The organism is Pseudomonas sp. AC463, assembly GCF_979253585.1.
In genome coordinates, this window is sequence record NZ_CEEDDZ010000005.1 from 309735 (window position 1) to 333342 (window position 23608).

Consider the following 23608-nt stretch of genomic DNA (forward strand, 5'->3'; position numbering starts at 1 on the left):
CGCCATCGGGGGCAAGCCCCCTCCCACATTGGATTTGTGGTGGGTTAGAAGAGGCGGGCGAGCAGGGCGGTCACGGCGGTTTCGACGCGCAGGATGCGTGCGCCGAGCTGTACCGGTTGCAGGCCGGCCTTGGACAGTAAGTCGACCTCGTAGGGGATCCAGCCACCTTCCGGGCCAATCGCCAGGGTCACAGGCTCGTCCAGCGCGCGCGGGCAGGCGGGGTAATCGCCCGGATGACCGATCAGGCCCAGGGTGCCTTCGGTCATGGCCGGCAGGCGGTCTTCGACGAAGGGTTTGAAGCGCTTCTCGATGATGATCTCGGGCAGTACCGTGTCGCGCGCCTGTTCAAGGCCGAGGATCAGTTGCTCGCGAATCGCCTCGGGTTCCAGAAACGGGGTTTGCCAGAAACTTTTCTCGACCCGGTAGCTGTTGACCAGCACCACCTTGGGCACGCCCATGGCCGCCACGGTTTGCAGGACCCGGCGCAGCATCTTCGGGCGCGGCAGGGCCAGCAGCAGGGTCAGGGGCAGTTTGGCCGGGGGCGGCAGGTCGAAGCTGACTTGCAACTCGGCCTCACCAGCTTCCAGGCGCAGCAGCTGTGCGTTGCCCATCAGCCCGCCGATGCGGCCCACGCGCAGGGTGTCGCCCACCGCCGCGCGGTGGACCTCCTGCATGTGTACCAGGCGCCGATCACGCAGCACCACGCGGTCGGCCGCGATAAAGTCGGCCTCTTCCAGCAGCAGCAGGTTCACGGCTGGGTCGCTGGCGGCTGTTCGTCGTCGGCGGGTTGGTCATCCGGGTGTTCGCCGCGCTTGGTGATCAAGCTGCTGAACAGGATGCCGATCTCGAACAGCATCCACATCGGCACGGCCAGCAAGGTCTGCGAGAAGATGTCCGGCGGCGTGAGGATCATGCCGACCACAAAGCAGCCGATGATCACGTACGGGCGGATCTTCTTCAGGTACGCCACGTTGACCACGCCGATCCACACCAGCAGCACCACGGCTACAGGGATTTCGAAGGCCACGCCAAAGGCGAAGAACAGCGTCATCACGAAGTCGAGGTAGCTGGTGATGTCCGTCATCATCTCCACGCCGGCCGGGGTGGCGGCGGCGAAGAACTTGAAGATCAACGGGAACACCAGGAAGTAGGCGAAGGCCATGCCGGTGTAGAACAGCAGGATGCTCGACACCAGCAACGGCACGGCGATGCGCTTTTCATGCTTGTACAGGCCTGGCGCGATAAAGCCCCAGATCTGGTGCAGGATCACCGGGATCGCCAGGAACAGCGAGACCATCATGGTCAGCTTCAGCGGCGTGAGGAACGGCGACGACACATCGGTGGCGATCATCGTCGCGCCGGCCGGCAGGTACTGGCGCAAGGGCGTGGAGACGAAGGTGTAGATCTGCTGGGTAAAGGCAAACAGCCCGGCAAAGATGATGAAGATCGCCGCTACGCAACGCAGCAGGCGGGTACGCAGCTCGGTGAGGTGCGAGACCAGCGGCATATGCTGGTCGTTTTCCGGTTTATCAGCGCTCATGGGGCTCGCGGCGGCAATGTAGGGTCATGGGGAGCGGGCGCCGCAACGGGCACCGGCGCTGGCTCGGTCGGGGTGGGAGCGGCAGGCGGGACGTCGGCGACGGGCGCCGGTGCGATGCTGTTTTCGACCGCAGGCTCCACCGGTTTGGTCGGCTCCTGCACGGGCGACAGAATCTTGCGTGCCTCCTGCTCCAACGACAGGATGTGTTCGTTGTGCAGTTGCCGGCGGATTTCGTCGGCGCCGATTTCCCGTTCAACTTCCTGTTTGATGGCGTTGAAACTGCGTTTCAGGCGCCCGATCCACAGCCCGGCCGTGCGCGCTGCACCGGGCAGGCGTTCCGGCCCGAGTACCAGCAGGGCCACGAGGCCGACGAGGAGCAGTTCAGAGAAGCTGATACCAAACATTAGTCAGTGCTCACACGTCTTTGCGGGTTGGCTCTTCGACTTTCTCAGCCTGCACGTCGAAGGTACGACGCTCGGTGATCGGCTGGGTGGCCTGCGGGTGTACAGGCTGCGCCGGTGGCACCGGATTGACGGCTGGGTCGGCGGGCTTTTCATCGTCGTTCATGGCTTTACGAAAGCCCTTGATCGACTCGCCCACGTCGGTGCCCAGGTTCTTGAGTTTCTTGGTGCCGAACACCAGTACCACGACTACCAGAATGACGATCCAGTGTTTCCAGTCAAAAATGCCCATGCTGCAAATCCTCTAGTCTTAAGTTTTCAAGCGGACGGGCGCGAGGCCTTTTCGGCGTGCCCGGACAAGCCGAAGCGACGGTCCAGTTCATCCAGAACGGCCTGTGGATGCTGCCCCAGTTGGGCGAGCATGACCAGGCTGTGGAACCACAAGTCGGCGGTTTCGTAGATCACATCGCTGCAATCGCCGCTGATTTGCGCGTCCTTGGCGGCGATGATGGTCTCGACGGATTCTTCGCCGAGCTTTTCCAGAATCTTGTTCAGGCCCTTGTGGTACAGGCTGGCGACGTAGGAGCTGTCGGCGTCCGCGCCTTTGCGGTCTTCCAGCACCTGGGCCACACGGTTCAGGGTATCGCTCATGTTCAGTGTCCTGCGGAGTAGATGGCGTGCGGGTCTTTGAGCACCGGCTCCACAACCTTCCATTCGCCGTTCTCGAACACGCGATAGAAGCAGCTGTGACGGCCGGTGTGGCAGGCGATGTCGCCGATCTGCTCGACCTTGAGGATCACCACGTCGGCGTCGCAGTCGATGCGCATCTCATGCAGGGTTTGCACGTGCCCGGACTCTTCGCCCTTGCGCCACAGTTTGCCACGCGAGCGTGACCAGTAAATGGCGCGCTGCTCAGTGGCAGTCAGGCTCAGGGCCTCGCGGTTCATCCAGGCCATCATCAGCACGCGCCCGGTCTTGTAGTCCTGGGCAATGGCCGGCACCAGGCCGTCACTGTCCCACTTGATCTCGTCCAGCCAGTCTTTCATGTTCGGCTCCGGCAATTTGCGACAGTGTATAACCGGATTGGCTATCGACGCACGATCAGATAAACACCCACGGCCACCATGATGCCGGCCGGCCAGTGGCCCAGCTGGTTCAACGGCCCGCCAATCGCCAGCATCACGCCGCCCACCAGGTGCGCGGCGCCGAGCAGGCGCAGGAACCAGTCATCCTTGCGCTTGTGCCACGGCGGCGGCGGGTCCTTGGCGTGGGGCTGGGACATGCGCTCCAGCAGGTCGCGGGTCATGTTGGCCAGGTGCGGCAGTTGTTCGAATTGGCTGTGCAGGTTGCCCAGCAGGGTTTTCGGGCTGACGCGCTCGCGCATCCAGCGTTCGAGGAACGGCTGCGCGGTGTTCCACAGGTCGAGGTCCGGGTACAGCTGGCGGCCCAGGCCTTCGATGTTGAGCAGGGTTTTCTGCAACAGCACCAGCTGCGGCTGCACTTCCATATTGAAGCGCCGCGCGGTCTGGAACAGGCGCATCAGCACCTGGCCGAAGGAAATATCTTTTAACGGTTTTTCGAAGATCGGCTCGCACACGGTGCGGATCGCTGCTTCGAATTCATTCAGCTTGGTTTCCGCCGGCACCCAGCCCGAATCGATGTGCAGTTGCGCCACGCGGCGGTAGTCGCGCTTGAAGAAGGCGAACAGGTTGCGGGCCAGGTAGTCCTGGTCTTCCGGGGTCAGGCTGCCGACGATGCCGCAGTCGATCGCGATGTACTGCGGGCTCCACGGGTTGACGGTGCTGACGAAGATGTTGCCCGGGTGCATGTCGGCGTGGAAGAAACTGTCGCGGAACACTTGGGTGAAGAAAATCTCCACGCCTCGCTCGGCGAGCATCTTCATATCGGTGCGCTGGTCGGCCAGGGTTGCCAGGTCGGTAACCTGCACGCCGTAGATACGCTCCATCACCAGCACTTTGGGGCGGCACCAGTCCCAATACACTTGCGGCACGTACAACAGTTGCGAGCCTTCGAAATTGCGCTTGAGCTGGCTGGCGTTGGCCGCCTCGCGCAACAGGTCGAGTTCGTCGTAGATGGTTTTTTCGTAGTCGGCGACCACGTCCACCGGGTGCAGCAGGCGTGCATCGGCCGAGAAACGCTCGGCGGCGCGCGCCAGGATAAACAGCCACGCCAGGTCCTGGCCGATGATCGGCTTGAGGCCCGGGCGGATCACCTTCACCACCACTTCTTCGCCGGTCTTGAGCTGCGCGGCGTGTACTTGCGCCACCGAGGCCGAGGCCAGGGGCTCGACGTCGAAACGGCTGAACACTTCGCTGATCTTCCGGCCCAGCTGCTCTTCGATCAGCTTCATCGACTGCTGGGAATCGAACGGCGGCACGCGGTCCTGCAACAGCATCAGTTCGTCGGCGATGTCTTCGGGCAGCAGGTCGCGGCGGGTCGAGAGGATCTGCCCGAACTTGATAAAGATCGGCCCCAAATCCTGCAGCGCCAGGCGCAGGCGCGCGCCACGGCTCAGCTCCAGCGGCTTGCGCGGGAACCAGCGCCACGGCAGCACATAGCGCACCGCCAGCAGGAACCACGGAAGGGGCAGGGCGAACAGCAGGTCATCGAGGCGGTAGCGGATTACGACGCGCTGGATACGAAACAAACGGCGGACGGCGAGCAGCTTCATGCGTTATCGCTTGGATCAAGGGAACGGCTCAGGCGCTCGAAGCGCGCCTCGAGGCGTTCCAGGTCGATTTTGGCCTTGTCGAGTTCACGAAAGCGCGCTTGCGCTTCCCGTTCTCCGACCAGGGTGCGCGATTCTTCGCTCAGGTATTCGGCAAGGTTCTGGTTGAGGCTGGCGAACCCTTGCTGGTACCAGCGTTTACGGCTGTTCAGGTGCCCGCTGATCAGCTGGGTGGCCACGGGGCCGATCCAGCGTGACAGCTCGTATTCCCAATCCAGTTCCAGATCCTGCAGCACGGCGGCCAGGTCCATCAGCACCGCGCTGTCGCCTTCCAGATGCACTTCGGGACCGTGCAGGATCGCGGTCTTGTTGCGGCTCAGGGCCAGGTGCAACAGGCTCGACGCCGGCGCACGCAAGGTGCAGTCGGCGTCGGCGGCCCATTGGGTGGCCAGCAGCAGGCCTTCATCGCTGGGCAGGATAAACAGCTGCAAGGCCGGGCTGGTGCAGTCGACGGCAATCACCTTGCCGTTCAAGTGCGCCAGCCGCGCCAGGGCGGTGCTGTCCAGGCGCAGCACACGGTTAATGCCGTGTTCAACGCTGGCGAGAAGACCCTGGAGCAGCATCAGGGCTTGATGCCGCGGTGCAGGGCGACGATGCCCGACGTCATGTTGTGGTAGGTCACGCGGTCGAAACCGGCTTCCACCATCATCGACTTCAGGGTTTCCTGGTCGGGGTGCATGCGGATCGATTCGGCCAGGTAGCGATAGCTTTCGGCGTCATTGGTGATCAGCTTGCCCATCAGCGGCATGAAGGCGAACGAGTAGGTGTCGTAGACCTTGGACATCAGCGCGTTGGTCGGCTTGGAGAACTCCAGCACCAACAGGCGGCCGCCCGGCTTGAGCACGCGCAGCATCGAGCGGATCGCGTCTTCTTTATGGGTGACGTTGCGCAGGCCGAAGGCGATGGTCACGCAGTCGAAATGGTTGTCCGGGAACGGCAGCTTTTCAGCGTCGGCCTGGACGAATTCGATATTGCCGGCCACGCCTTTATCCAGCAGGCGATCACGGCCGACCTTGAGCATCGAGCCGTTGATGTCGGCCAATACCACCTGGCCGGTGGGGCCGACGAGCTTGGAGAACTTGGCCGCCAGGTCGCCGGTGCCGCCGGCGATGTCGAGCACGCGGTTGCCGGTGCGTACGCCCGACAACTCGATGGTGAAACGCTTCCACAGGCGGTGCATGCCGCCGGAGAGCACGTCGTTCATCAGGTCGTACTTGGCGGCGACGGAGTGGAACACCTCAGCGACTTTTTCCGCTTTCTGGCTTTCCGGAACGTTCTTGAAGCCGAAGTGAGTGGTGGGTTCGGCATCGCTGCCTTTGCGCTGATCAGTCATATCGCTGTCACCAAAAGAGAATGCGGGACATGATAATCCCCACCGCCTGCTTTGTCTTGGCAAGGCTGAAGGTAAGATAGGCGGGCACCGAGGCTTTTTGCCGCATGGCCGGTGTTCCGAGTCGTTATAAAGAGGAGTCATAGCAATGGCCCGTATTACCGTTGAGCGTGCACATTCCCTGGGTAAAGAGGGCGCACGCGCCAAGGCCGACAAGTTGGCGCAAAAACTCAAGGAGCAATATGGCCTGGAGCCTTCGTGGTCCGGCGATACCTTGAACCTCAAGCGTTCGGGGGTTAAAGGCACGGTATTAGTCGCGGATGATTCGCTGCGTATTGATGTGGAACTGGGCCTGTTGATGTCGGCCATGAGCGGCACTATCAAGTCCGAAATCGAGAAAGCCCTGGATAAGGCGCTGGCCTGACCCGACAGTTGTTAGGGTGCCGATTCTAATTTTCCAGCCTACTTTGTGCCCAAGCCCTCAACTCCTGTGGGCCGTTCCTCCCCCCTTTTCTGCGTGAGGTGCACCATGGCCAAAGTTATCTTGAAGAAAAAAATCGACGCCCAGACTACTGCCCTGAGTGACGTTAAAAGCTATGCCCGCAAGATCTGGCTGGCAGGTCTTGGTGCATATGCCAAGGTCGGAAGCGAGGGCAGCGACTACTTCAAAGAGCTGGTTAAGACGGGTCAACATGTTGAAAGTAAAGGTAAAAAAGTTGCTATTGAACAACTTGATGCCGCCAACAGTCAGATTGACCAAGTAAAGAGTAATGTCTCGGCGGTCAAAGGTCTGGTAGAAGTTCAGCTGGATAAAGTTGAAAAAGCTTTTGATACTCGTGTAGCCAGTGCCTTGAATCGAATCGGCATTGCGTCTAAACATGACGTTGAGACACTCTCTGCTAAGCTCGAAGAGCTGACGGCATTGCTCGAACGTGTCGCGCGTAAACACTAAGGAGACATCGGGATGGCTGTTAAAAAGACTACTCAGAAAGAAGGCAGCTCGTGGGTCGGGGAAGTTGAAAAATATTCCCGTAAGATCTGGCTTGCTGGTTTAGGCGTGTACTCGAAGGTTAGCAGTGACGGCGGCAAGTACTTCGAGACTTTGGTCAAGGACGGCGAGAAAGCCGAGAAGTTGACCAAAACCACGGTTGGTAAAAAAGTTGAAGCGGCCAAGGCAACTGCCGGTTCTGCCAAGTCGAGTATTTCTGACACTTGGGGCAAGTTGGAAGAAACCTTCGACAAGCGCCTCAACAGTGCTATTTCGCGACTCGGCGTGCCGAGCAAAGCTGAGTTGAAGACGCTGCACAGCAAGGTCGACACACTGACCAAGCAAATCGAGAAACTTACCGGCGCCAAAGTGGCTCCGGTTAAAACCGCAGCGGCCAAACCAGCCGCCAAGCCTGCCGCCAAACCTCTGGTGAAAGCCGCCGCCAAGCCGGCAGTAAAAGCCGCTGCCAAACCCGCCGCCAAGGCGCCTGCAAAAGCTGCCGCTAAACCAGCAGCCAAGCCAGCGGCCAAAACCGCTGCGGCCAAACCGGCTGCCAAGCCTGCGGCAAAACCGGTGGCCGCTAAAGCTGCTGCCAAACCTGCCGTGAAGGCCGCCGCCAAGCCAGCGGCTAAACCCGCTGCCAAACCGGCTGCGAAACCTGCAGCTAAAACCGCTGCCGCCAAACCGGCTGCCAAGCCAGCCACTGCGAAACCTGCAGCCAAGCCGGCCGCCGCCAAGCCAGCGGCAAAACCAGCCGCCGCGAAGAAACCAGCAGCAGCGAAGAAACCCGCCGCCAAGCCTGCGGTTGCAGCCAAGCCTGCAACCCCTGCGCCAACGGCGTCGACAGCCAACTCGGTGTCCGCACCGACGCCCGCTGCCGTTACCCCGACTGCAACGCCGGTAACCCCGACGCCATCCAGTCAGTCCTGATTTTTCGGGGACATAAAAAACGCCCGGCCTGTAAAGGTCGGGCGTTTTTTTATGGCGATCCAGTAGGCACCGCAATCCCAATGTGGGAGGGGGCTTGCCCCCTCCCACCGTTTTAATTCGGGTTATCCAGGTATTTGAGGGCGAATTTCTCGGTCGCCAGTCTCGCCGGCACCATCAGGTGCGGCGCCACCAGCATCATGATCTGGTACACCACCACACGCACCTCGCCTTCACGGTCGAGAATCCGCTGGTAGTCCAACGAAAACAGCAGGGTCAGGGTGATCTGCTCCACCAGTTGCCCCAGCGCCTGGGTATCGCTGACCAATTGCCCGGCCGCCTTCAGCCGCGCCAGCAATGACGCCAGGGTGCGCTTGAGGGCGGTCAGCAGGCCGCGAACGCCCTTGGCCAGCTTGGGCAGGCGCCCGGCCAGGTTCGATAGGTCCTGGAACAGAAACCGGTAATGGGCCATGCGCTCGATGATCAGGTGCAGGAACAGCCAGTAATCCTGGGCCTCCAGCTGCGCATCCGCCGGTGGGTCGAGCAGCGGCGCCAGCTCATTTTGAAAGCGCTCGAACAGCCCGAGTACCAGCGGCTCCTTGCCATGGAAGTGGTAGTAGAGGTTGCCGGGGCTGATCCCCATTTCATTGGCCACCTCCATGGTCGACACATTCGGCTCGCCCTTCTGGTTGAACAACTGCAGGGCACATTCGAGGATACGGTCGCGGGTCTTCATCCAGTCTTCTTAATGTGAGCGTTGAGCTAGCGCACCCGCACGTAAGTGCCCGGCGCCGCTTCCATCGGTGGGTAGTTCTGGTTGCCCAGGGCGGTCAGGGTTTCGCGCTGAACGCCGGAGCGTTGCTGGATCCACTCCAGCCACTGCGGCCACCAGCTGCCTTCGACGTGGCTGGCGTCGTAGTACCAGGCGCGCGGGTCGCTGCTCAGCTTGGGGTTTTCGACGTAGTTGGCCTTGGGGTTGCCCGGCGGGTTGAGGATGCTCTGGATGTGCCCGCTGTTGGACAGCACGAAGCGCCGCTCGCCGCCCAGCAACTGCGTGGAGCGGTACACCGCATCCCACGGCGTGATGTGGTCGTTGATCCCGGCCACGCTGAAGCTGTCCACCGTGACCTTCTGCAAGTCGATCGGCGTGCCGCACACCTCCAGGCCTCCCGGATGGCTCAGCGGGTTGTGCTTGAAGAAATCCAGCAGGTCGCCATGCAAAGCGGCGGGCAGGCGCGTGTTGTCGTTGTTCCAGTAGAGGATGTCGAACGCGGGCGGCTCCTTGCCCAGCAGGTAGTTGTTGATCCAGTAGTTCCAGATCAGGTCATTGGGGCGCATCCAGGCGAACACCCGCGCCATGTCGCGGCCGTCGAGTACGCCTTGCTGGTAGGAGCGGCGCTTGGCCGCTTCCAGGGTTTGCTCATCGACGAACAGTGTGGCCGGGCTGTCGATCTGGCTGTCGAGCAGGCTCACCAGGTAGCTGGCGCTGGAGATGCGCCGCAGCTGGCGCTTGGCCTGCAAGTGGCCCTGCAGGGCGGCGATGGTCAGGCCGCCGGCGCAGGCGCCCATCAGGTTGACTTCGCGGGCGCCGGTGATCGCCCGGCACACGTTGAGCGCCTCTTCGAGGGCGGCGACGTAGGTGGACAGGCCCCATTCGCGGTGTCGCACATCCGGGTTGCGCCAGCTGACCATAAAGGTCTGCAGGCCGTTTTTCAGGGCGTACTGCACAAAGCTGTTGGCCGGGCTCAGGTCGAAAATGTAGTACTTGTTGATTTGCGGCGGCACGATCAACAGCGGCTTGGCGTACTGTTTTTCGCTCATGGGCTTGTACTGGATCAGCTCCAGTAATTCATTGCGAAATACTACCGAGCCTGGGGTGGTCGCTACCGTCTTGCCGACTTCGAAGGCTTGCTTGCTCACTTGGCGGGGCAGGCCGTGGTTGTGCAGCAGGTCGTCGAACAGGTTGCTGACGCCGCGCACCACGCTGTTGCCGCCGGAGTTGAGCAGCTCCTTGATCGCCAGTGGGTTGAGCAGGGTATTGGACGGGGATACCGCGTCGTTGAGCAGGGCAAAGGCGAAGTGCGCGCGGGCGCGGTCGTCGGCGCCCAGCGAGCTGTCATCGATCCAGTGGCGGGTCTGCTTCTGCCAGCTCAGGTAGGCTTGCAGGCTGCGCCGGTAGAACGGGTTGAGGGCCCATGTGGGGTCGAGGAAGCGGCTGTCGCGCGGGTTCGGCTCATGCACCGTTTCACCCAGCAACACGCGGCCCAGTTGACCGCCGAGGGCCAGGGCATGGCGGGCGGTGTGCACCGGGTTGCGCAGGCCGTGGACGGCCACGCTGCGCAGGGTCGAGAGCAGGTCCCGGCCGCGCAGGCCGGTGATCGCATTTTGCGCATTGATGAACGCCGCGGGGGTGGGCGCCGGGTTCGTCACGGGTCTTTCTCGCATGAGCCAACACTCCTTCGTCAAGCCAACAACGGGCACGCCAATTCAGAACCATAGTTGGTTCTGGGCAAGTTGCGCGGCGGTGTACTCCTTACACCGCCGGTCGTGGATGAATCACTGCGCGCAGGCGCTCCTCCTCGAGAAACTTCATGATGATCGGCGCCACGGCTTCGGCCCGGGTGATCAGGAACAGGTGGCCGTCATCGATGATGTGCAACTGCGCGTTGGGAATGCGCCAGGCGAGCATGCGCATGTTGATCAAGGGGATCAGCGGGTCGTCGTCGCCGGCCAGCACCAGGGTCGGTTGGCGGATCTTGTGCAGCCAGTGGATGCTGGTCCAGCCCAGCCCGGCGAACAGCTGCCAGTAGTAACCGAGCTTGCCGGCCGAGCGCACTTTGCTGGCGTGCTCGGCGGCCAGTTTTGAATCGCGACGGAACGAGCCGCCATAGATCATCGGCGCAATGCGCACCACATGGGACGGCTGGATATAACGCCTGGGGCTTGCCATCAGCCACAGTACCTTGGGCTTTCCCGGCACCATCACCGCACCCGCCGCCGTGGCCGCGAGGATCAGCTTCTTGCAGCGCTCCGGGTAGTCATAGGCAAACTGCTGCGCCAACGCCCCGCCCCACGACACGCCGACCACGCTGACCTGGCCATAGTCCAGGTAATCGAGCATGCGCGCGGTGAGCCTGGCCAGGCCGGGGAACCGATACGGCCGGTTGGGCGTGGAGGAACCGCCCACGCCGGGTACATCGAAGGCAATCACTTCCAGGTCCGGGTCCAGTGCCTGGACGAACGGAAACACCAGCTCAAGGTTGGCGCCGATGCCATTGAAGATCAGCAGCGGCGTCAGGTGAGGCTTGCCCGGGCGCACCGCCGTGCGGATGGTCTGGCCATCCAGGTCGATGGTACGGAAGATGAACGGTTGCGGCATGTTCAAGCCCTGTGAAGTCCTACAGCCGGAGTGAGGTCAGTGTGGGAGGTGGCTTGCCCCCTCCCACACTTAACCCCATTTCAATTTAGCGTTCGTGTACATAGGTTCCCGGCGCCGCCTCAGCAGCGGCATAGGTTTTGTTACCCAAACTTGTAGGTGCTTTCTTAAGTTTGCCCGCCCGCTCCGCCTGCCAGGCCTGCCAATGCAGCCACCACGAATCGGTATGCTTGGTGGCATTCTCCTGCCACTCCAGCGGCTTGCCGGCCAGGCTGTCGCTGGTCTGGTAGCGCGCCTTGGGGTTGCCCGGCGGGTTGAGGATGCTCTGGATATGCCCGCTGCTCGACAACACAAACTCCACCTTGCCGCCAAACAGCTGCGCCGACTTGTAGCAGGACTGCCACGGCGTGATGTGGTCGTTGGTGCCGGCCAGTGAGTAGATATCGGCGGTGACCTGCTTGAGGTCGATGGGCGTGCCGCACACTTCGAGGGCGTTGGCGCGTACCAGTGGGTTATTTTTGAACAGTTCGATCAGGTCGCCGTGGAACGCGGCGGGCAGGCGTGTGGTGTCGTTGTTCCAGAACAGGATGTCGAACACCGGCGGCTCGTTGCCGAGCAGGTAGTTGTTGACCCAGTAGTTCCAGATCAGGTCATTGGGGCGCATCCAGGCGAACACCTTGGCCATGTCGCGGCCTTCGAGCACGCCGGCCTGGTAGGAATGGCGCTTGGCCGCTTCCAGGGTTTGCTCGTCGACAAACAGCGCCACCTGGGTGTCCAGGGTGGTGTCCAGCACGCTTACCAGCAGGGTCAGGGCGTTGACCTTCTTCTCCCCCAGCGCGGCGTAGTGGCCGAGCAGGGCGGTGCAGGTGATGCCCCCGGAGCAGGCGCCGAGCATGTTGATGTCTTTGCTGCCGGTGATCGCCGTGACCACATCCACCGCTTCCTTGAGCGCCTCGATATAGGTCGACAGGCCCCACTCGCGCTGGGCCTTGGTCGGGTTGCGCCAGCTCACGATAAAGGTCTGCTGGCCGTTGCGCAGGCAGAAGCGCGCCAGGCTCTTGTCCGGGCTCAAGTCGAATACATAGAATTTGTTGATCTGCGGTGGCACCACCAGCAGCGGGCGCTCGTGCACTTGTTCGGTGATCGGCTTGTACTGGATCAGCTCCAGCACGTCGTTGCGAAACACCACGGCGCCTTCGGTGGTGCCCAGGCTCTTGCCCACTTCAAACGCGCCCATGTTGACCTGGCTCGGCATGCCGCCGTTGTGCACCATGTCCTTGGCCAAATGGGACAGGCCATCGAGCAGGCTTTTACCGCCGGTTTCAAAGAAGCGTTTGACCGCCGCCGGGTTGGCCGCGCTGTTGGTGGGGGCCATGGCTTCGGTCATCAGGTTGATCACGAAGTGGCCGCGGCTGATGTCCTGCTCGGACAGGTTGCTGTCGCCGATCCAGTCGTGCAGTTCCTTGCGCCACGCCAGGTAGGTTTGCAGGTAGCGTTTGTAGAGCGGGTTCTGGCTCCAGGCCGGGTCGTGAAAACGACGGTCGTCGCTCTCCGGCACCAGCGTGGATTTGCCGAACATCACGTTCTTCAATTCGACCCCAAAGTGGGCGACATGCTTGACGCTGTGCAACGGTTGCTTGATGGCTTGGGTCAGCACCATCTTCGCCGAGGCGAGTAAGTCCTTTTTCCGTAACGCGATGATCGGGTTGAGCCCCAGGGTGTTTTCCGAGGCCTGGCTTTTCAAGTCATCGTTGTTCTTGTTACTCATCTACGACGCTCCATTGTCCGAAAGACGAGTACCGGGTACCGCTGCGTACGAGGTTTTTTCGATACACAACACAAGCCTGGTACTGCGACTCGGGTGACCGTTGATACCGCATCGTCAAATGCAGGGAACTTGCCAGTTCCATTGGTTACCCGAGTTTAATTTTTTTCGCAAGCGGGCCAATCGTTGGCCGCGCGACAGGGCATTCAAGCAGATGAAATTAGAAAATGCCCTCTAAAGAGCAAGAAGCCTGGGCTAGAGCATCAGCCGCACGACCGACTCGCTCGGATCGCGGGTTTTGCCGGCGGCCTTGAGCTCGGCAAGATAATCGGCCCACAACGCCTCCTGACGCACGGCCAGTTGGTAGAGGTAGTCCCAGGTGAACAGCCCGCTGTCGTGGCCGTCGTCGAAGGTCAATTTCAGTGCGTACTGACCGGCCGGTTCTACCTTGGTGAGCCGGACGTTGAGCTTGCCGAATTGCAGGATCGGTTTGCCATGGCCCTGGACTTCGGCGGAAGGTGAGTGGGTGCGCAGGAGTTCGGCGGGTAGCTGGTAGACCTCATCGGGCCCGTAGGTGAGGCCGAGGGTGTTGGATGTTTTGTGCAGGTTTACTGCAGTAGGAAATTTGGCCATTGAAAATATTCCTGAAGAAACCGGCTTCAAAATGTGGGAGGGGGCTTGCCCCCTCCCACATAGAGCGAAGCGATTCTGTGTGTGGCTTACAGAATATACCGCGACAAATCTTCGTTCTGCGCCAATTCGCCCAAGTGGCTATTCACGTACTCAGCGTCGATCTTGATCGTCTCGCCATTCTGCGAACCGGCCATGTCACCGGCGCTGAACGAGACTTCCTCCAGCAACCGCTCCAGCAGCGTATGCAAACGACGCGCACCGATGTTCTCGGTCTTCTCGTTGACCTGCCAGGCAATCTCCGCCAGGCGCTTGATGCCGTCCGGCAGGAACTCGATGCCCAAGCCTTCGGTTTTCAGCAGCTCACGGTATTGCTCGGTGAGCGACGCGTGCGGCTCGCTGAGGATGCGCTCGAAGTCGCCCGGGGTCAGCGCCTTGAGTTCCACGCGAATCGGCAGGCGGCCTTGCAGCTCCGGTACCAGGTCGCTTGGCTTGCTCAGGTGGAATGCACCGGAGGCGATAAACAGGATGTGGTCGGTTTTCACCATGCCCAGCTTGGTGTTGACGGTGCAGCCTTCGATCAGCGGCAGCAGGTCACGCTGTACGCCTTCGCGAGACACGTCGACGCCGCCGGAATTACCGCGCTTGGCCACCTTGTCGATCTCATCGATAAACACGATGCCGTGCTGCTCGACCGCTTCCAGAGCCTTGGCTTTGAGTTCTTCCTCATTCACCAGGCGCCCGGCTTCTTCGTCGCGCACCAGTTTCAGCGCTTCCTTCACCTTGAGCTTGCGGCTTTTCTTCTTGCCCTTGCCCATGTTGGCGAACAGGTTTTGCAGCTGGCTGGTCATTTCTTCCATGCCAGGCGGTGCGGAGATGTCGACGCCAGAGACCTCGGCGACTTCGATCTCGATTTCCTTGTCGTCCAGCTGGCCTTCACGCAGGCGCTTGCGGAACAGCTGGCGGGTGTTGGAATCCGAGGCCGGCGCGGCGTCTTCGTTGAAGCCCATGCGTGCCGGGGGCAGCAGGGCATCGAGGATGCGTTCTTCGGCGGCGTCTTCGGCGCGATGGCTGACCTTGGTCATTTCCTGTTCGCGCAGCAGTTTCAGGGCGGCGTCGGCCAGGTCACGGATGATCGACTCGACGTCACGGCCCACATAGCCCACTTCGGTGAACTTGGTGGCTTCGACCTTGATGAACGGTGCATTGGCCAGCTTGGCCAGGCGGCGGGCAATTTCGGTTTTACCGACGCCGGTGGGGCCGATCATCAGGATGTTTTTCGGGGTTACTTCAACGCGCAACTCTTCAGGCAGTTGCATCCGGCGCCAGCGGTTACGCAGCGCGATGGCTACGGCGCGCTTGGCATCGTCCTGGCCGATGATATGGCGATTGAGTTCATGGACGATTTCGCGGGGAGTCATGGACATAGTGTTTGGCGGCCTCAAGCGGGAATAAGCCTACGGCTTACTCGGCGAGGTCCTGCTCCTCAATGGTCAGATTGTGGTTGGTGAACACGCAGATATCGCCAGCGATGCCCAAGGCAGTCTCGACGATTTCGCGGGCCGACAGGTCGGTTTTCTTCAACAGTGCGCTGGCGGCTGCCTGGGCGTAGCCCCCGCCGGAACCCATGGCGATCAAGCCGTTTTCCGGTTCAACCACGTCGCCGTTGCCGGTGATGATCAGCGAGGCGTCTTTGTTGGCCACGGCCAGCATGGCTTCCAGGCGGCTGAGGGAGCGGTCGGTGCGCCATTCTTTGGCAAGTTCGACGGCGGCGCGTACGAGATGACCCTGGTGTTTTTCCAGCTGGCCTTCAAAACGCTCGAAGAGGGTGAAGGCGTCGGCGGTGGCGCCGGCGAAACCGGCAAGCACCTGGCCGTGGTACAGGCGACGCACTTTCTTGGCGTTGCCTTTCATCACGGTATTGCCCAGTGAAACCTGGCCGTCGCCGCCCATGACGACTTTGCCGTGGCGACGTACTGAAACGATGGTGGTCAAGGGGAGAGTCTCCACGCAGCGGGGCGAAAATGCCCTGATGGAAACTGATATGGGGGTCGTGGGGGGGATTTCAACCGTAGGACTTCAGTGCGGACGAGCGGTGTATATCGGTCCTACACGCTTTCACCAACACCACAAAACCAAATGTGGGAGGGGGCTTGCCCCCGATAGCGGTGTGTCAGAGACACATATGCTGACTGACACACTGCCATCGGGGGCAAGCCCCCTCCCACATTTTGATCCGGTGTTGGGCCTGGATCAGCGGCTCTGGCGTTGTTGTAACAACAGGTTGCTAAAGCCCGCGCCGGCCAATTGTTTCTGCGCCACGGTCAGCTGTTCGCGGTTGCTGAACGGGCCAACCAGCACGCGATACCAGGTCGCGTCCTTCACCGTGCCGGACTCCACCGTCACCGTCTGCCCCAACAGAATGATCTGCGCGCGCACACGATCCGCGTCCGCCTGTTTCGGGAACGAGCCCGCTTGCAGGAAGAACTTGGTCACCGGCGCCGCCTTGGTTTCTGCCACTGGCGGCGCGGGTGGCGGGGTGATCCCGGCCAGTGCGGCCTGGGCTCGCGCGGTGTCGATTTTCGCCGCTTCCGCTGGGGTGACCGGCGTGGTCGGCACTTGCGGCGTCGGCAGGGTTTTCTCCGGCACGGCGTCAGGCGGCACGATCACCTCCGATTCCGGCAGCAGGGTGTAGAAGTCGTATTTCGGCTTCACCGGTGCGGTCGGGCTCGGGGCGGTCTTGTTGGCTTCGGCCATTTTCGTGGCCTTCTGCTGTTCCTGCTTGACCCGTTTGACGTCATCGCCCTTGCCCGGGTCGAGCTTCATCAGGAACACGATAAACGCGCCGACGGTGAGGCCGATGGCCATCCACAACCAGCCCGGAATCGGCTTCTTCGCCGGGGCCTGGTAGCGGCTGGCGCCGCGCTTGGGAGCAGGTTTTTTCTTGGCAGCCAACTTACATACGCTCCAGGGTTTCCAGGCCTAACAGTTCCAGGCCTTGCTTGAGGGTGCGTCCGGCCAGTGCGGCGAGGCGCAGGCGACTCTGCTTCTGGGCTTCGTCGTCGGCGGTGAGGATCGGGCAGTTCTCGTAGAAGCTGGAGAACAGGCCGGCAACTTCGTACAGGTAGGTGCACAGGATGTGGGGTGTGCCTTTCTCGCCGACGCTGTTCAGCACTTCGCCGAATTGCGCCAGTTTGGCGGCCAGTTCCTGTTCGTGCGGGGCATCCAGCACGATCTGGCCTTCAACTGCGCTGAAGTCCTTGCCCAGCTTGCGGAACACACCGGCCACACGGGTGTAGGCGTAGAGCAGGTACGGCGCGGTGTTGCCCTCGAAGTTGAGCATCAGTTCGAAGTTGAAGCTGTAGTCGCTGGTGCGGTGCTTGGACAGGTCAGCGTATTTCACCGCGCCAATCCCGACCACGCGGGCGATGTTGCGCAGGTCGGCCTCGGCCAGCTCCGGGTTCTTTTCCTTCACCAGGCTGTAGGCACGCTCCTGGGCTTCGTTCAGCAGGTCGATCAGCTTCACGGTGCCGCCGTCACGGGTCTTGAACGGGCGGCCGTCGGCGCCGTTCATGGTGCCGAAGCCCATGTGTTCCATCTGCATCGGGTGAGTCACGAAGCCGGCGCGACGCGCCACTTCGAACACCTGCTGGAAGTGCAGGGCCTGGCGCTGGTCAACGAAGTACAGCGCGCGATCGGCCTTGAGCACGCCGCTGCGGTAGCGCACGGCCGCCAGGTCGGTGGTGGCGTAGAGGTAGCCGCCATCGGCCTTGACGATGATCACCGGCAGCGGCTCGCCGTCGGCGGTCTTGAATTCTTCGAGGAACACGCACTGCGCGCCGTTGCTCTCTACCAGCAGGCCGGCGGCCTTGAGGTCGTTGACCACGTTGATCAGGTCGTCGTTGTAGGCGCTTTCGCCCATCACGTCGGCCATGGTCAGCTTCACGTTGAGCAGCTCGTAGATTTCCTGGCAGTGCGACAGCGAAATCTCACGGAAACGGCCCCATAGCGCCAGGCATTCTTCATCGCCGGCTTGCAGCTTAACCACCAGGCCACGGGCGCGGTCGGCGAACTCTTCGGATTCGTCGAAGCGCTTTTTGGCCGCGCGGTAGAAGTTCTCCAGGTCCGACAGCTCGTTGCTGGTGATCGGGTTTTCCTGCAGATAAGCCATCAGCATGCCGAACTGGGTGCCCCAGTCGCCCACGTGGTTCTGGCGGATCACGGTGTCGCCGAGGAACTCCAGCACCCGCGCCACGCCGTCGCCGATGATGGTCGAGCGCAGGTGGCCGACGTGCATCTCTTTGGCCAGGTTGGGCGCCGACAGGTCAACGGCCACGCGCTGCAGCGGGCCGGCCTTGCGCACGCCGATGCTGGCGTCGGCCAGGGCCGCGTCGAGGCGCGAGGCCAGGGCCTGGGTGTTCTGGAAGAAGTTGATAAAGCCCGGGCCGGCGATTTCGGCCTTGGTCACGCTGGCGTCGGCCGGCAGCGCGGCGATGATTTTTTCCGCCAGGTCGCGCGGCTTCATGCCCGCAGGCTTGGACAGCATCATTGCGATGTTGCTGGCGAAGTCGCCGTGGGTCTTGTCGCGGGTGTTTTCCACCTGGATCGCCGGCGTCAGGCCTTCAGGCAACACACCTTCGTTGACGAGTTGGGTGAGGGCTTGTTGGATCAGCTGGCGAATGGTGTCTTTCATGGTGTTCTCTTTCGACCGCAAGCGGCGGCGCGCGATGCGCAGGTGGAAAAACTGGGCATTATCCGTGGCGAGGGCGGGCTTGCCAACCTTCGCGGGACCTGTGGCCAGGGTTAATACAAATCTACCGGGTCAACATCCAGTGACCATCGCACTTGGCGGCCGCTGGGCATTTGCTCCAGGGCAAGCAACCAGCTGGTTAACAGCCGATGCAGCGGCGCGCGCGAGGTTGCCTGCAAGAGTAGCTGAGCGCGATACCGCCCGGCGCGGCGCTCCATAGGCGCGGGCACCGGGCCGAGCAATTCGATGCCGCTCAGGTTCAGTTCGCCGAGCAAACCTTCGGCGACGCTGCACGCTTCGTCCAGAAAACCTTCGGCCTGGCCCGGCTTGTGGGCTTCGGCGCGCAACAGCGCCAGGTGCGCAAACGGCGGCAGGCCGGCGGCGCGGCGTTCGCTCAGGGCTTGCTCGGCGAAGGCAAAGTAGCCTTGTTCTGTCAGCTGGATCAGCAGCGGGTGATCGGCCAGGTGCGTCTGGATAATCACCTTGCCCGGCTCCTCGGCGCGCCCGGCACGGCCTGCGACCTGCACGATCAGCTGCGCCATGCGCTCGCTGGCGCGGAAGTCGCCGGAGAACAGCCCGCCATCGGCATCCAGGATCGACACCAGGGTCACCCGTGGAAAGTGATGCCCTTTGGCGAGCATCTGCGTGCCCACCAGGATGCACGGCTGGCCCTTCTGGATGGTGGCGAACAGCTGGTTCATCGCGTCTTTGCGCGAGGTGCTGTCGCGGTCGACCCGCAGCACCGGGTAATCCGGAAACAGGATGCCCAGGCGCTCTTCGGCGCGTTCGGTGCCTGCACCCACGGGGCGCAGATCCACCTTGCCGCACTGCGGGCAGTGGCGCGGTACACGCTCCACATGGCCGCAGTGGTGGCAGCGCAACTCGCCGTGGCGCTGGTGCACGGTCATGCGCGCGTCGCAGCGCTCGCACTCGGACATCCAGCCACAGTCATGGCATAGCAGCGTCGGCGCAAAGCCACGGCGGTTGAGAAACACCAGCACCTGCTGGCCGGCGGCGAGGGTCTGGCCGATGGCTTGTTGCATCGGCCCGGAAATGCCGCTGTCCAGCGGGCGACTTTTTACGTCCAGGCGCAGGAAACGCGGCTGTTTGGCACCACCGGCGCGTTCGTTCAGGCGTAGGAGCCCATACCGGCCGGTGTAGGCGTTGTGCAGGCTTTCCAGGGACGGCGTGGCCGAGCCGAGCACAATCGGGATGTCTTCCTGGCGCGCGCGAACCAATGCCAGGTCGCGGGCGTGGTAGCGCAGGCCTTCCTGCTGTTTATAGGAGCCGTCGTGCTCCTCGTCGATGATGATCAGGCCAGGTTTTTTCATCGGCGTGAACAGCGCCGAGCGGGTGCCGATAATAATGTCGGCCTCGCCGTCCCTTGCGGCCAGCCAGGCCTCCAGGCGATCGCGGTCGTTGACCGCCGAGTGCACCAGGGCGATGCGCGCGTTGAAGCGCTGCTCGAAGCGCGCCAGGGTTTGCGGGCCCAGGTTGATCTCGGGGATCAACACCAGCGCCTGTTTGCCGGCTTGCAGGGTTTCGCGGATCAGTTGCAAATACACTTCGGTCTTGCCGCTGCCGGTGACGCCGGCCAGCAGGAACGCGTGGAAGCTGTCGAAACCGGCGCGAATCGCCTCATACGCGGCGCGCTGCTCGGGGTTCAGCGGCAGTTCCGGCTGGGCCAGCCAGTGTTCGTGGCGCGGGTCGGGGGCGTGCTTGCGGATTTCCACCTGCACCAGGTCTTTGGCCAGCAGCAGGTCGAGGCTGTCCTTGTTCAGCATCAGCTTGCTCAACAGCTGATGGGCCACGCCGTGGGGGTGCTGGGCCAGGGTCGCCAAGGCTTCACGCTGACGCGGGGCGCGGGCGATGCGCGGGTCGTCGAGGCGGGCACCGGGCACCATCGACCAGAAGCGCTCCTGGCGCGCTTCGGCCAGTTCGCCCTGGCGCAGCAATACCGGCAGCGCCCAGCTCAGGGTGTCGCCCAGGCTGTGCTGGTAATACTGGGCAGTCCACAGGCACAGCTTGAACAGCGCGGGCGGCAGCGGCGGCGTGGCGTCGAGGATGGCCAGGGCGGGCTTGAGTTTTTCCGCCGGGACTTCGCTGTGATCGGCGATTTCGATCAGGATGCCGATCATTTCCCGCCGCCCAAACGGCACACGCACACGCATGCCCGGTTGCAACTGCGCCCGCAGCACACCGGCCGGGGCGCGGTAATCGAACAGGCGGCGCAGGGGCGAGGGCAGGGCTAGGCGCAAGATGGCGTCGGGCACGCGAGGGGTCTCATCTATAAAGGCAGGCGGTGGCGCAGGGGCGGGAGCCTAGCAGACGCGGCAAGGCTTGGGGTAGCCGATAGTTTTCTGATGAAAGGGGCCTTTATGGGCTGAATCGGCACTAGCCACCGCTTGCGCGTTTAAAAAGGTCTGGTAGAATCCGCGGCCTAATTACGTGCGGTATTCGACAATAGTGTCGAGTGGCGGCACGCTAGCCCGAGGAAGTGCCATGAAAGCCGATATCCATCCAGCGTACGAAACCATCGAAGTAACCTGCAGCTGCGGCAACAAGTTCGAAACTCGTTCGAACCTGTGCAAGCCACTGGGTACTGACGTATGCAACGAGTGCCACCCGTTCTACACCGGTAAGCAGAAAACTCTGGACACCGGCGGCCGCGTACAGCGCTTCGCAGATCGCTTTGGTGCTTTCGGCAAGAAGCCTGCTGCTACTCCAGCAGAGTAAGGCTCAAAAGCCTTATGGGCTTTTGCCAGCTGTTGAAGAAGGCGTCCCTTGTGGGCGCCTTTTTTGTGCCTGGGATTTTGCTGAACGTCGCCCAGGCCCAGGCCCAGGTTTATTGTCCGGCACCGGCCGCCCTGCTGCAGGTAGACGTGCAGCGCGTGGTGGATGGCGACACGGTGCGCCTCAAGGATGGCCGCAGCGTGCGCATGATCGGCCTCAATGCGCCGGAAACCGGTAAAAAGGGGCGTGTCGACGAGCCTTATGCGGTCGCCGCCCGCCAGCGTTTGCAGGCCTTGGTGGCGGCCAGCGGCGGTCGCGTCGGCCTGGTGTCGGGGCGTGAGGGCAAAGACCGCTATGGCCGAACCCTGGCTCACCTCTATGGCGCTAATGGTGAGAACCTGGAAGCGCAGCTGCTGGCTGAGGGCCTGGGTTTCCAGGTCGGTGTCGCGCCGAATATCGACCTTGTGGCTTGCCAGCAGGTTGCTGAAAACACCGCTCGCGCGGCACGTTTGGGCGTGTGGCGGCAGTCGCCGGTGCAGAGCGTGGCGCAGCTCAAGCAATCCGGGTTTGCCCTGGTCAGCGGCCGGGTGAGCAAGATCGAACGCAATCGCGGTGGAATCTGGATCGAATTGCACGGCTCACTGGTATTACGGGTTGCACCCGATCTGGCCGGACAATTCGATGTCGCCCAGCTCAATGGTCTGCAAGGCAAGACAATCGAGGCGCGTGGCTGGGTGCAGGATCGCTCGCGGCGCGGCAGCTTGAAAAATGGCCAGGCACGCTGGCTGCTGCCATTGACCGATCCCGGCATGCTCAAATCGACGCATTAAGAAAAAATTGTAGACATTTTTTGAGTCGATTGTGAACAGTCCAGCCCTTGCGCGCCGTGGCTTTAGACTAAAGTACGTCGCTTCGGGCCCTTGACACCTGTGACTGACCAGTCTTGTAGGGGCTTTACGACACGCGTATCCTCGGCGGTCCGTCGACCAACAGTAAAAGCGGAATGCCGATATGTCTGATTTGAAAACTGCCGCTCTCGAATATCATGCCCATCCTCGTCCAGGAAAGCTGAGTGTAGAGCTCACCAAAGCCACCGCCACCGCCCGCGATCTGTCGCTGGCCTACAGCCCTGGCGTGGCCGAGCCCGTACGTGAAATCGCGCGCGACCCCGAACTGGCGTACAAGTACACCGGCAAAGGCAACCTGGTTGCAGTGATTTCCGATGGCACCGCGATTCTGGGCCTGGGTAACCTCGGCCCATTGGCTTCCAAGCCAGTCATGGAAGGTAAAGGCGTGCTGTTCAAGCGCTTTGCCGGCATCGACGTTTTCGACATCGAAGTCGATTCCGAGAGCCCGCAGGCTTTCATCGACACCGTAAAGCGCATTTCCATCACCTTCGGTGGTATCAACCTGGAAGACATCAAGGCACCTGAGTGCTTCGAGATCGAAAAGGCCCTGATCGAGCAGTGCGACATCCCGGTATTCCACGATGACCAGCACGGTACCGCGATCGTTACCGCCGCCGGCATGATCAACGCTCTGGAAATCGCTGGCAAAACCCTCGGCGACGCACAGATCGTCTGCCTGGGTGCTGGCGCTGCGGCCATCTCCTGCATGAAGTTGCTGGTGAGCATGGGCGCCAAGCTGGAAAACATCTTCATGGTCGACAGCAAGGGCGTGGTCCAGTCCGAGCGTACCGACCTGAACCAGTACAAGGCGATGTTTGCCCACGCTACCGACAAGCGCACCCTGGCTGACGCCCTCAACGGTGCCGATGTGTTCGTTGGTCTGTCCGGCCCGAACCTGCTGAGCGCCGAAGGCCTCAAGTCCATGGCGGCCAACCCGATCGTGTTCGCGTGCTCCAACCCGGACCCTGAGATCTCGCCAGAGCTGGCTCACGCCACCCGCAGCGACGTGATCATGGCCACCGGCCGTTCGGACTACCCGAACCAGGTCAACAACGTGCTGGGCTTCCCGTTCATCTTCCGTGGTGCCCTGGACGTTCGCGCCAAGCGCATCAACGAAGAGATGAAAGTCGCTGCCGCCAACGCCCTGCGCGAACTGGCCAAGCTGCCGGTACCTCAGGACGTGTGCGACGCCTACGGCGGTGCACCGCTGGCATTCGGTCGTGAGTACATCATTCCGAAACCAATGGATAAGCGCCTGATCACCCTGATCTCCGATGCCGTGGCCAAAGCCGCCATCGAGACCGGTGTGGCCACCCTGCCGTATCCGAAGCACTACCCGCTGCAAAGCGTGGATGATGTGTTCAACGGCTAAGCCGTTGTAGCGCACCAACAAAAAGCCCTGGCTCTCGCGAGTCGGGGCTTTTTTGTGGCGGGTGTCCCGTCCTGAATAAGGTTTACACCTTCTGACCGATCTTCAGGAGGATTCAATGGATACGGGAAAAAGGCGGAGC

The 23608-nt window shown here is 62.0% G+C and carries 25 protein-coding genes; 6 read left to right on the forward strand and 19 right to left on the reverse strand.

The window, feature by feature from the left end; all coding sequences use genetic code 11:
• Nucleotides 1-44 precede the first annotated feature (44 nt).
• The 9 genes from AC0IYH_RS08640 to ubiE are packed head-to-tail and all read right to left on the reverse strand — an operon-like array spanning nucleotide 45 to nucleotide 6023.
• Nucleotides 45-752 (reverse strand): 16S rRNA (uracil(1498)-N(3))-methyltransferase, encoded by a 708-nt coding sequence (locus tag AC0IYH_RS08640; RefSeq protein WP_471833866.1) that lies wholly within the window; start codon nucleotides 750-752, stop codon nucleotides 45-47.
• Complete coding sequence (gene tatC / locus AC0IYH_RS08645; RefSeq protein WP_116627468.1) at nucleotides 749-1540, reverse strand: twin-arginine translocase subunit TatC; 792 nt, start codon at nucleotides 1538-1540, stop codon at nucleotides 749-751. Before tatC ends, AC0IYH_RS08640 begins: the two co-directional genes overlap by 4 nt.
• Nucleotides 1537-1944, reverse strand: coding sequence for a Sec-independent protein translocase protein TatB (gene tatB, locus AC0IYH_RS08650; protein WP_471833868.1), 408 nt, complete (start codon nucleotides 1942-1944; stop codon nucleotides 1537-1539). Before tatB ends, tatC begins: the two co-directional genes overlap by 4 nt.
• A gap of 10 nt (nucleotides 1945-1954) precedes the next feature.
• On the reverse strand, nucleotides 1955-2233 hold the full coding sequence (locus tag AC0IYH_RS08655) for a twin-arginine translocase TatA/TatE family subunit (RefSeq protein ID WP_116627466.1): 279 nt from the start codon (nucleotides 2231-2233) through the stop codon (nucleotides 1955-1957).
• Between the two features lie 26 nt (nucleotides 2234-2259).
• Nucleotides 2260-2592 carry a phosphoribosyl-ATP diphosphatase gene (locus AC0IYH_RS08660; protein WP_003209299.1) on the reverse strand — a complete coding sequence of 111 codons (333 nt, stop codon included), beginning with the start codon at nucleotides 2590-2592 and terminating at the stop codon, nucleotides 2260-2262.
• Between the two features lie 2 nt (nucleotides 2593-2594).
• Nucleotides 2595-2987 (reverse strand): phosphoribosyl-AMP cyclohydrolase, encoded by a 393-nt coding sequence (hisI, locus tag AC0IYH_RS08665; protein WP_012721796.1) that lies wholly within the window; start codon nucleotides 2985-2987, stop codon nucleotides 2595-2597.
• A 41-nt stretch (nucleotides 2988-3028) separates the two neighbouring features.
• Nucleotides 3029-4633 carry a ubiquinone biosynthesis regulatory protein kinase UbiB gene (gene ubiB, locus AC0IYH_RS08670; RefSeq protein WP_122774872.1) on the reverse strand — a complete coding sequence of 535 codons (1605 nt, stop codon included), beginning with the start codon at nucleotides 4631-4633 and terminating at the stop codon, nucleotides 3029-3031.
• Nucleotides 4630-5253 carry an SCP2 sterol-binding domain-containing protein gene (locus tag AC0IYH_RS08675; protein ID WP_122774871.1) on the reverse strand — a complete coding sequence of 208 codons (624 nt, stop codon included), beginning with the start codon at nucleotides 5251-5253 and terminating at the stop codon, nucleotides 4630-4632. The genes ubiB and AC0IYH_RS08675 overlap by 4 nt, the downstream gene beginning before the upstream one ends.
• Nucleotides 5253-6023 (reverse strand): bifunctional demethylmenaquinone methyltransferase/2-methoxy-6-polyprenyl-1,4-benzoquinol methylase UbiE, encoded by a 771-nt coding sequence (gene ubiE / locus AC0IYH_RS08680; protein ID WP_003171186.1) that lies wholly within the window; start codon nucleotides 6021-6023, stop codon nucleotides 5253-5255. The genes AC0IYH_RS08675 and ubiE overlap by 1 nt, the downstream gene beginning before the upstream one ends.
• Nucleotides 6024-6168: 145 nt before the next feature.
• On the opposite strand from ubiE, the gene AC0IYH_RS08685 reads away from it, so the two are divergent.
• From AC0IYH_RS08685 to AC0IYH_RS08695, 3 genes are all read left to right on the forward strand, one after another.
• A complete protein-coding gene (locus AC0IYH_RS08685) occupies nucleotides 6169-6444 on the forward strand; it encodes a polyhydroxyalkanoic acid system family protein (protein WP_116627463.1) in 276 nt (91 codons plus the stop codon).
• Between the two features lie 105 nt (nucleotides 6445-6549).
• Nucleotides 6550-6972, forward strand: a complete 423-nt coding sequence (locus AC0IYH_RS08690) for a phasin family protein (RefSeq protein WP_101265672.1) — start codon at nucleotides 6550-6552, stop codon at nucleotides 6970-6972.
• Between the two features lie 12 nt (nucleotides 6973-6984).
• Nucleotides 6985-7938 (forward strand): phasin family protein, encoded by a 954-nt coding sequence (locus AC0IYH_RS08695; RefSeq protein WP_471833873.1) that lies wholly within the window; start codon nucleotides 6985-6987, stop codon nucleotides 7936-7938.
• Between the two features lie 112 nt (nucleotides 7939-8050).
• Here AC0IYH_RS08695 and AC0IYH_RS08700 read toward each other — a convergent pair whose 3' ends face one another.
• The 10 genes from AC0IYH_RS08700 to AC0IYH_RS08745 form a co-directional block, all read right to left on the reverse strand.
• Nucleotides 8051-8671, reverse strand: coding sequence for a TetR/AcrR family transcriptional regulator (locus AC0IYH_RS08700; protein WP_116627461.1), 621 nt, complete (start codon nucleotides 8669-8671; stop codon nucleotides 8051-8053).
• Nucleotides 8672-8697: 26 nt separating this feature from the next.
• Nucleotides 8698-10380, reverse strand: coding sequence for a class II poly(R)-hydroxyalkanoic acid synthase (phaC, locus tag AC0IYH_RS08705; RefSeq protein WP_471833875.1), 1683 nt, complete (start codon nucleotides 10378-10380; stop codon nucleotides 8698-8700).
• A gap of 88 nt (nucleotides 10381-10468) precedes the next feature.
• A complete protein-coding gene (phaZ, locus tag AC0IYH_RS08710) occupies nucleotides 10469-11314 on the reverse strand; it encodes a poly(3-hydroxyalkanoate) depolymerase (RefSeq protein WP_116627459.1) in 846 nt (281 codons plus the stop codon).
• An 85-nt stretch (nucleotides 11315-11399) separates the two neighbouring features.
• A complete protein-coding gene (gene phaC / locus AC0IYH_RS08715; protein WP_116627458.1) occupies nucleotides 11400-13079 on the reverse strand; it encodes a class II poly(R)-hydroxyalkanoic acid synthase in 1680 nt (559 codons plus the stop codon).
• A 252-nt stretch (nucleotides 13080-13331) separates the two neighbouring features.
• Nucleotides 13332-13709, reverse strand: coding sequence for a gamma-butyrobetaine hydroxylase family protein (locus AC0IYH_RS08720; protein ID WP_116627457.1), 378 nt, complete (start codon nucleotides 13707-13709; stop codon nucleotides 13332-13334).
• A gap of 86 nt (nucleotides 13710-13795) precedes the next feature.
• Nucleotides 13796-15133, reverse strand: coding sequence for an ATP-dependent protease ATPase subunit HslU (gene hslU / locus AC0IYH_RS08725; protein ID WP_471833877.1), 1338 nt, complete (start codon nucleotides 15131-15133; stop codon nucleotides 13796-13798).
• A 37-nt stretch (nucleotides 15134-15170) separates the two neighbouring features.
• A complete protein-coding gene (hslV, locus tag AC0IYH_RS08730) occupies nucleotides 15171-15701 on the reverse strand; it encodes an ATP-dependent protease subunit HslV (protein ID WP_017738857.1) in 531 nt (176 codons plus the stop codon).
• A 258-nt stretch (nucleotides 15702-15959) separates the two neighbouring features.
• Complete coding sequence (locus tag AC0IYH_RS08735; protein ID WP_105522105.1) at nucleotides 15960-16661, reverse strand: SPOR domain-containing protein; 702 nt, start codon at nucleotides 16659-16661, stop codon at nucleotides 15960-15962.
• Between the two features lies 1 nt (nucleotide 16662).
• On the reverse strand, nucleotides 16663-18399 hold the full coding sequence (argS, locus tag AC0IYH_RS08740) for an arginine--tRNA ligase (RefSeq protein WP_122774868.1): 1737 nt from the start codon (nucleotides 18397-18399) through the stop codon (nucleotides 16663-16665).
• A 110-nt stretch (nucleotides 18400-18509) separates the two neighbouring features.
• Entirely contained in the window at nucleotides 18510-20729 is a 2220-nt protein-coding gene (locus AC0IYH_RS08745; RefSeq protein WP_471833880.1) for a primosomal protein N', read from the reverse strand.
• A gap of 229 nt (nucleotides 20730-20958) precedes the next feature.
• Between AC0IYH_RS08745 and rpmE the strand changes: the two genes are divergently transcribed.
• The 3 genes from rpmE (at nucleotide 20959) to AC0IYH_RS08760 (ending at nucleotide 23469) form a co-directional block, all read left to right on the forward strand.
• The gene (gene rpmE, locus AC0IYH_RS08750) at nucleotides 20959-21192 is read left to right on the forward strand and encodes a 50S ribosomal protein L31 (protein ID WP_005784030.1); all 234 of its coding nucleotides are present in this window, start codon (nucleotides 20959-20961) and stop codon (nucleotides 21190-21192) included.
• A gap of 14 nt (nucleotides 21193-21206) precedes the next feature.
• A complete protein-coding gene (locus AC0IYH_RS08755) occupies nucleotides 21207-22019 on the forward strand; it encodes a thermonuclease family protein (protein WP_471833883.1) in 813 nt (270 codons plus the stop codon).
• A 181-nt stretch (nucleotides 22020-22200) separates the two neighbouring features.
• A complete protein-coding gene (locus AC0IYH_RS08760) occupies nucleotides 22201-23469 on the forward strand; it encodes a malic enzyme-like NAD(P)-binding protein (protein WP_116627452.1) in 1269 nt (422 codons plus the stop codon).
• The last annotated feature ends 139 nt before the right edge of the window (nucleotides 23470-23608 follow it).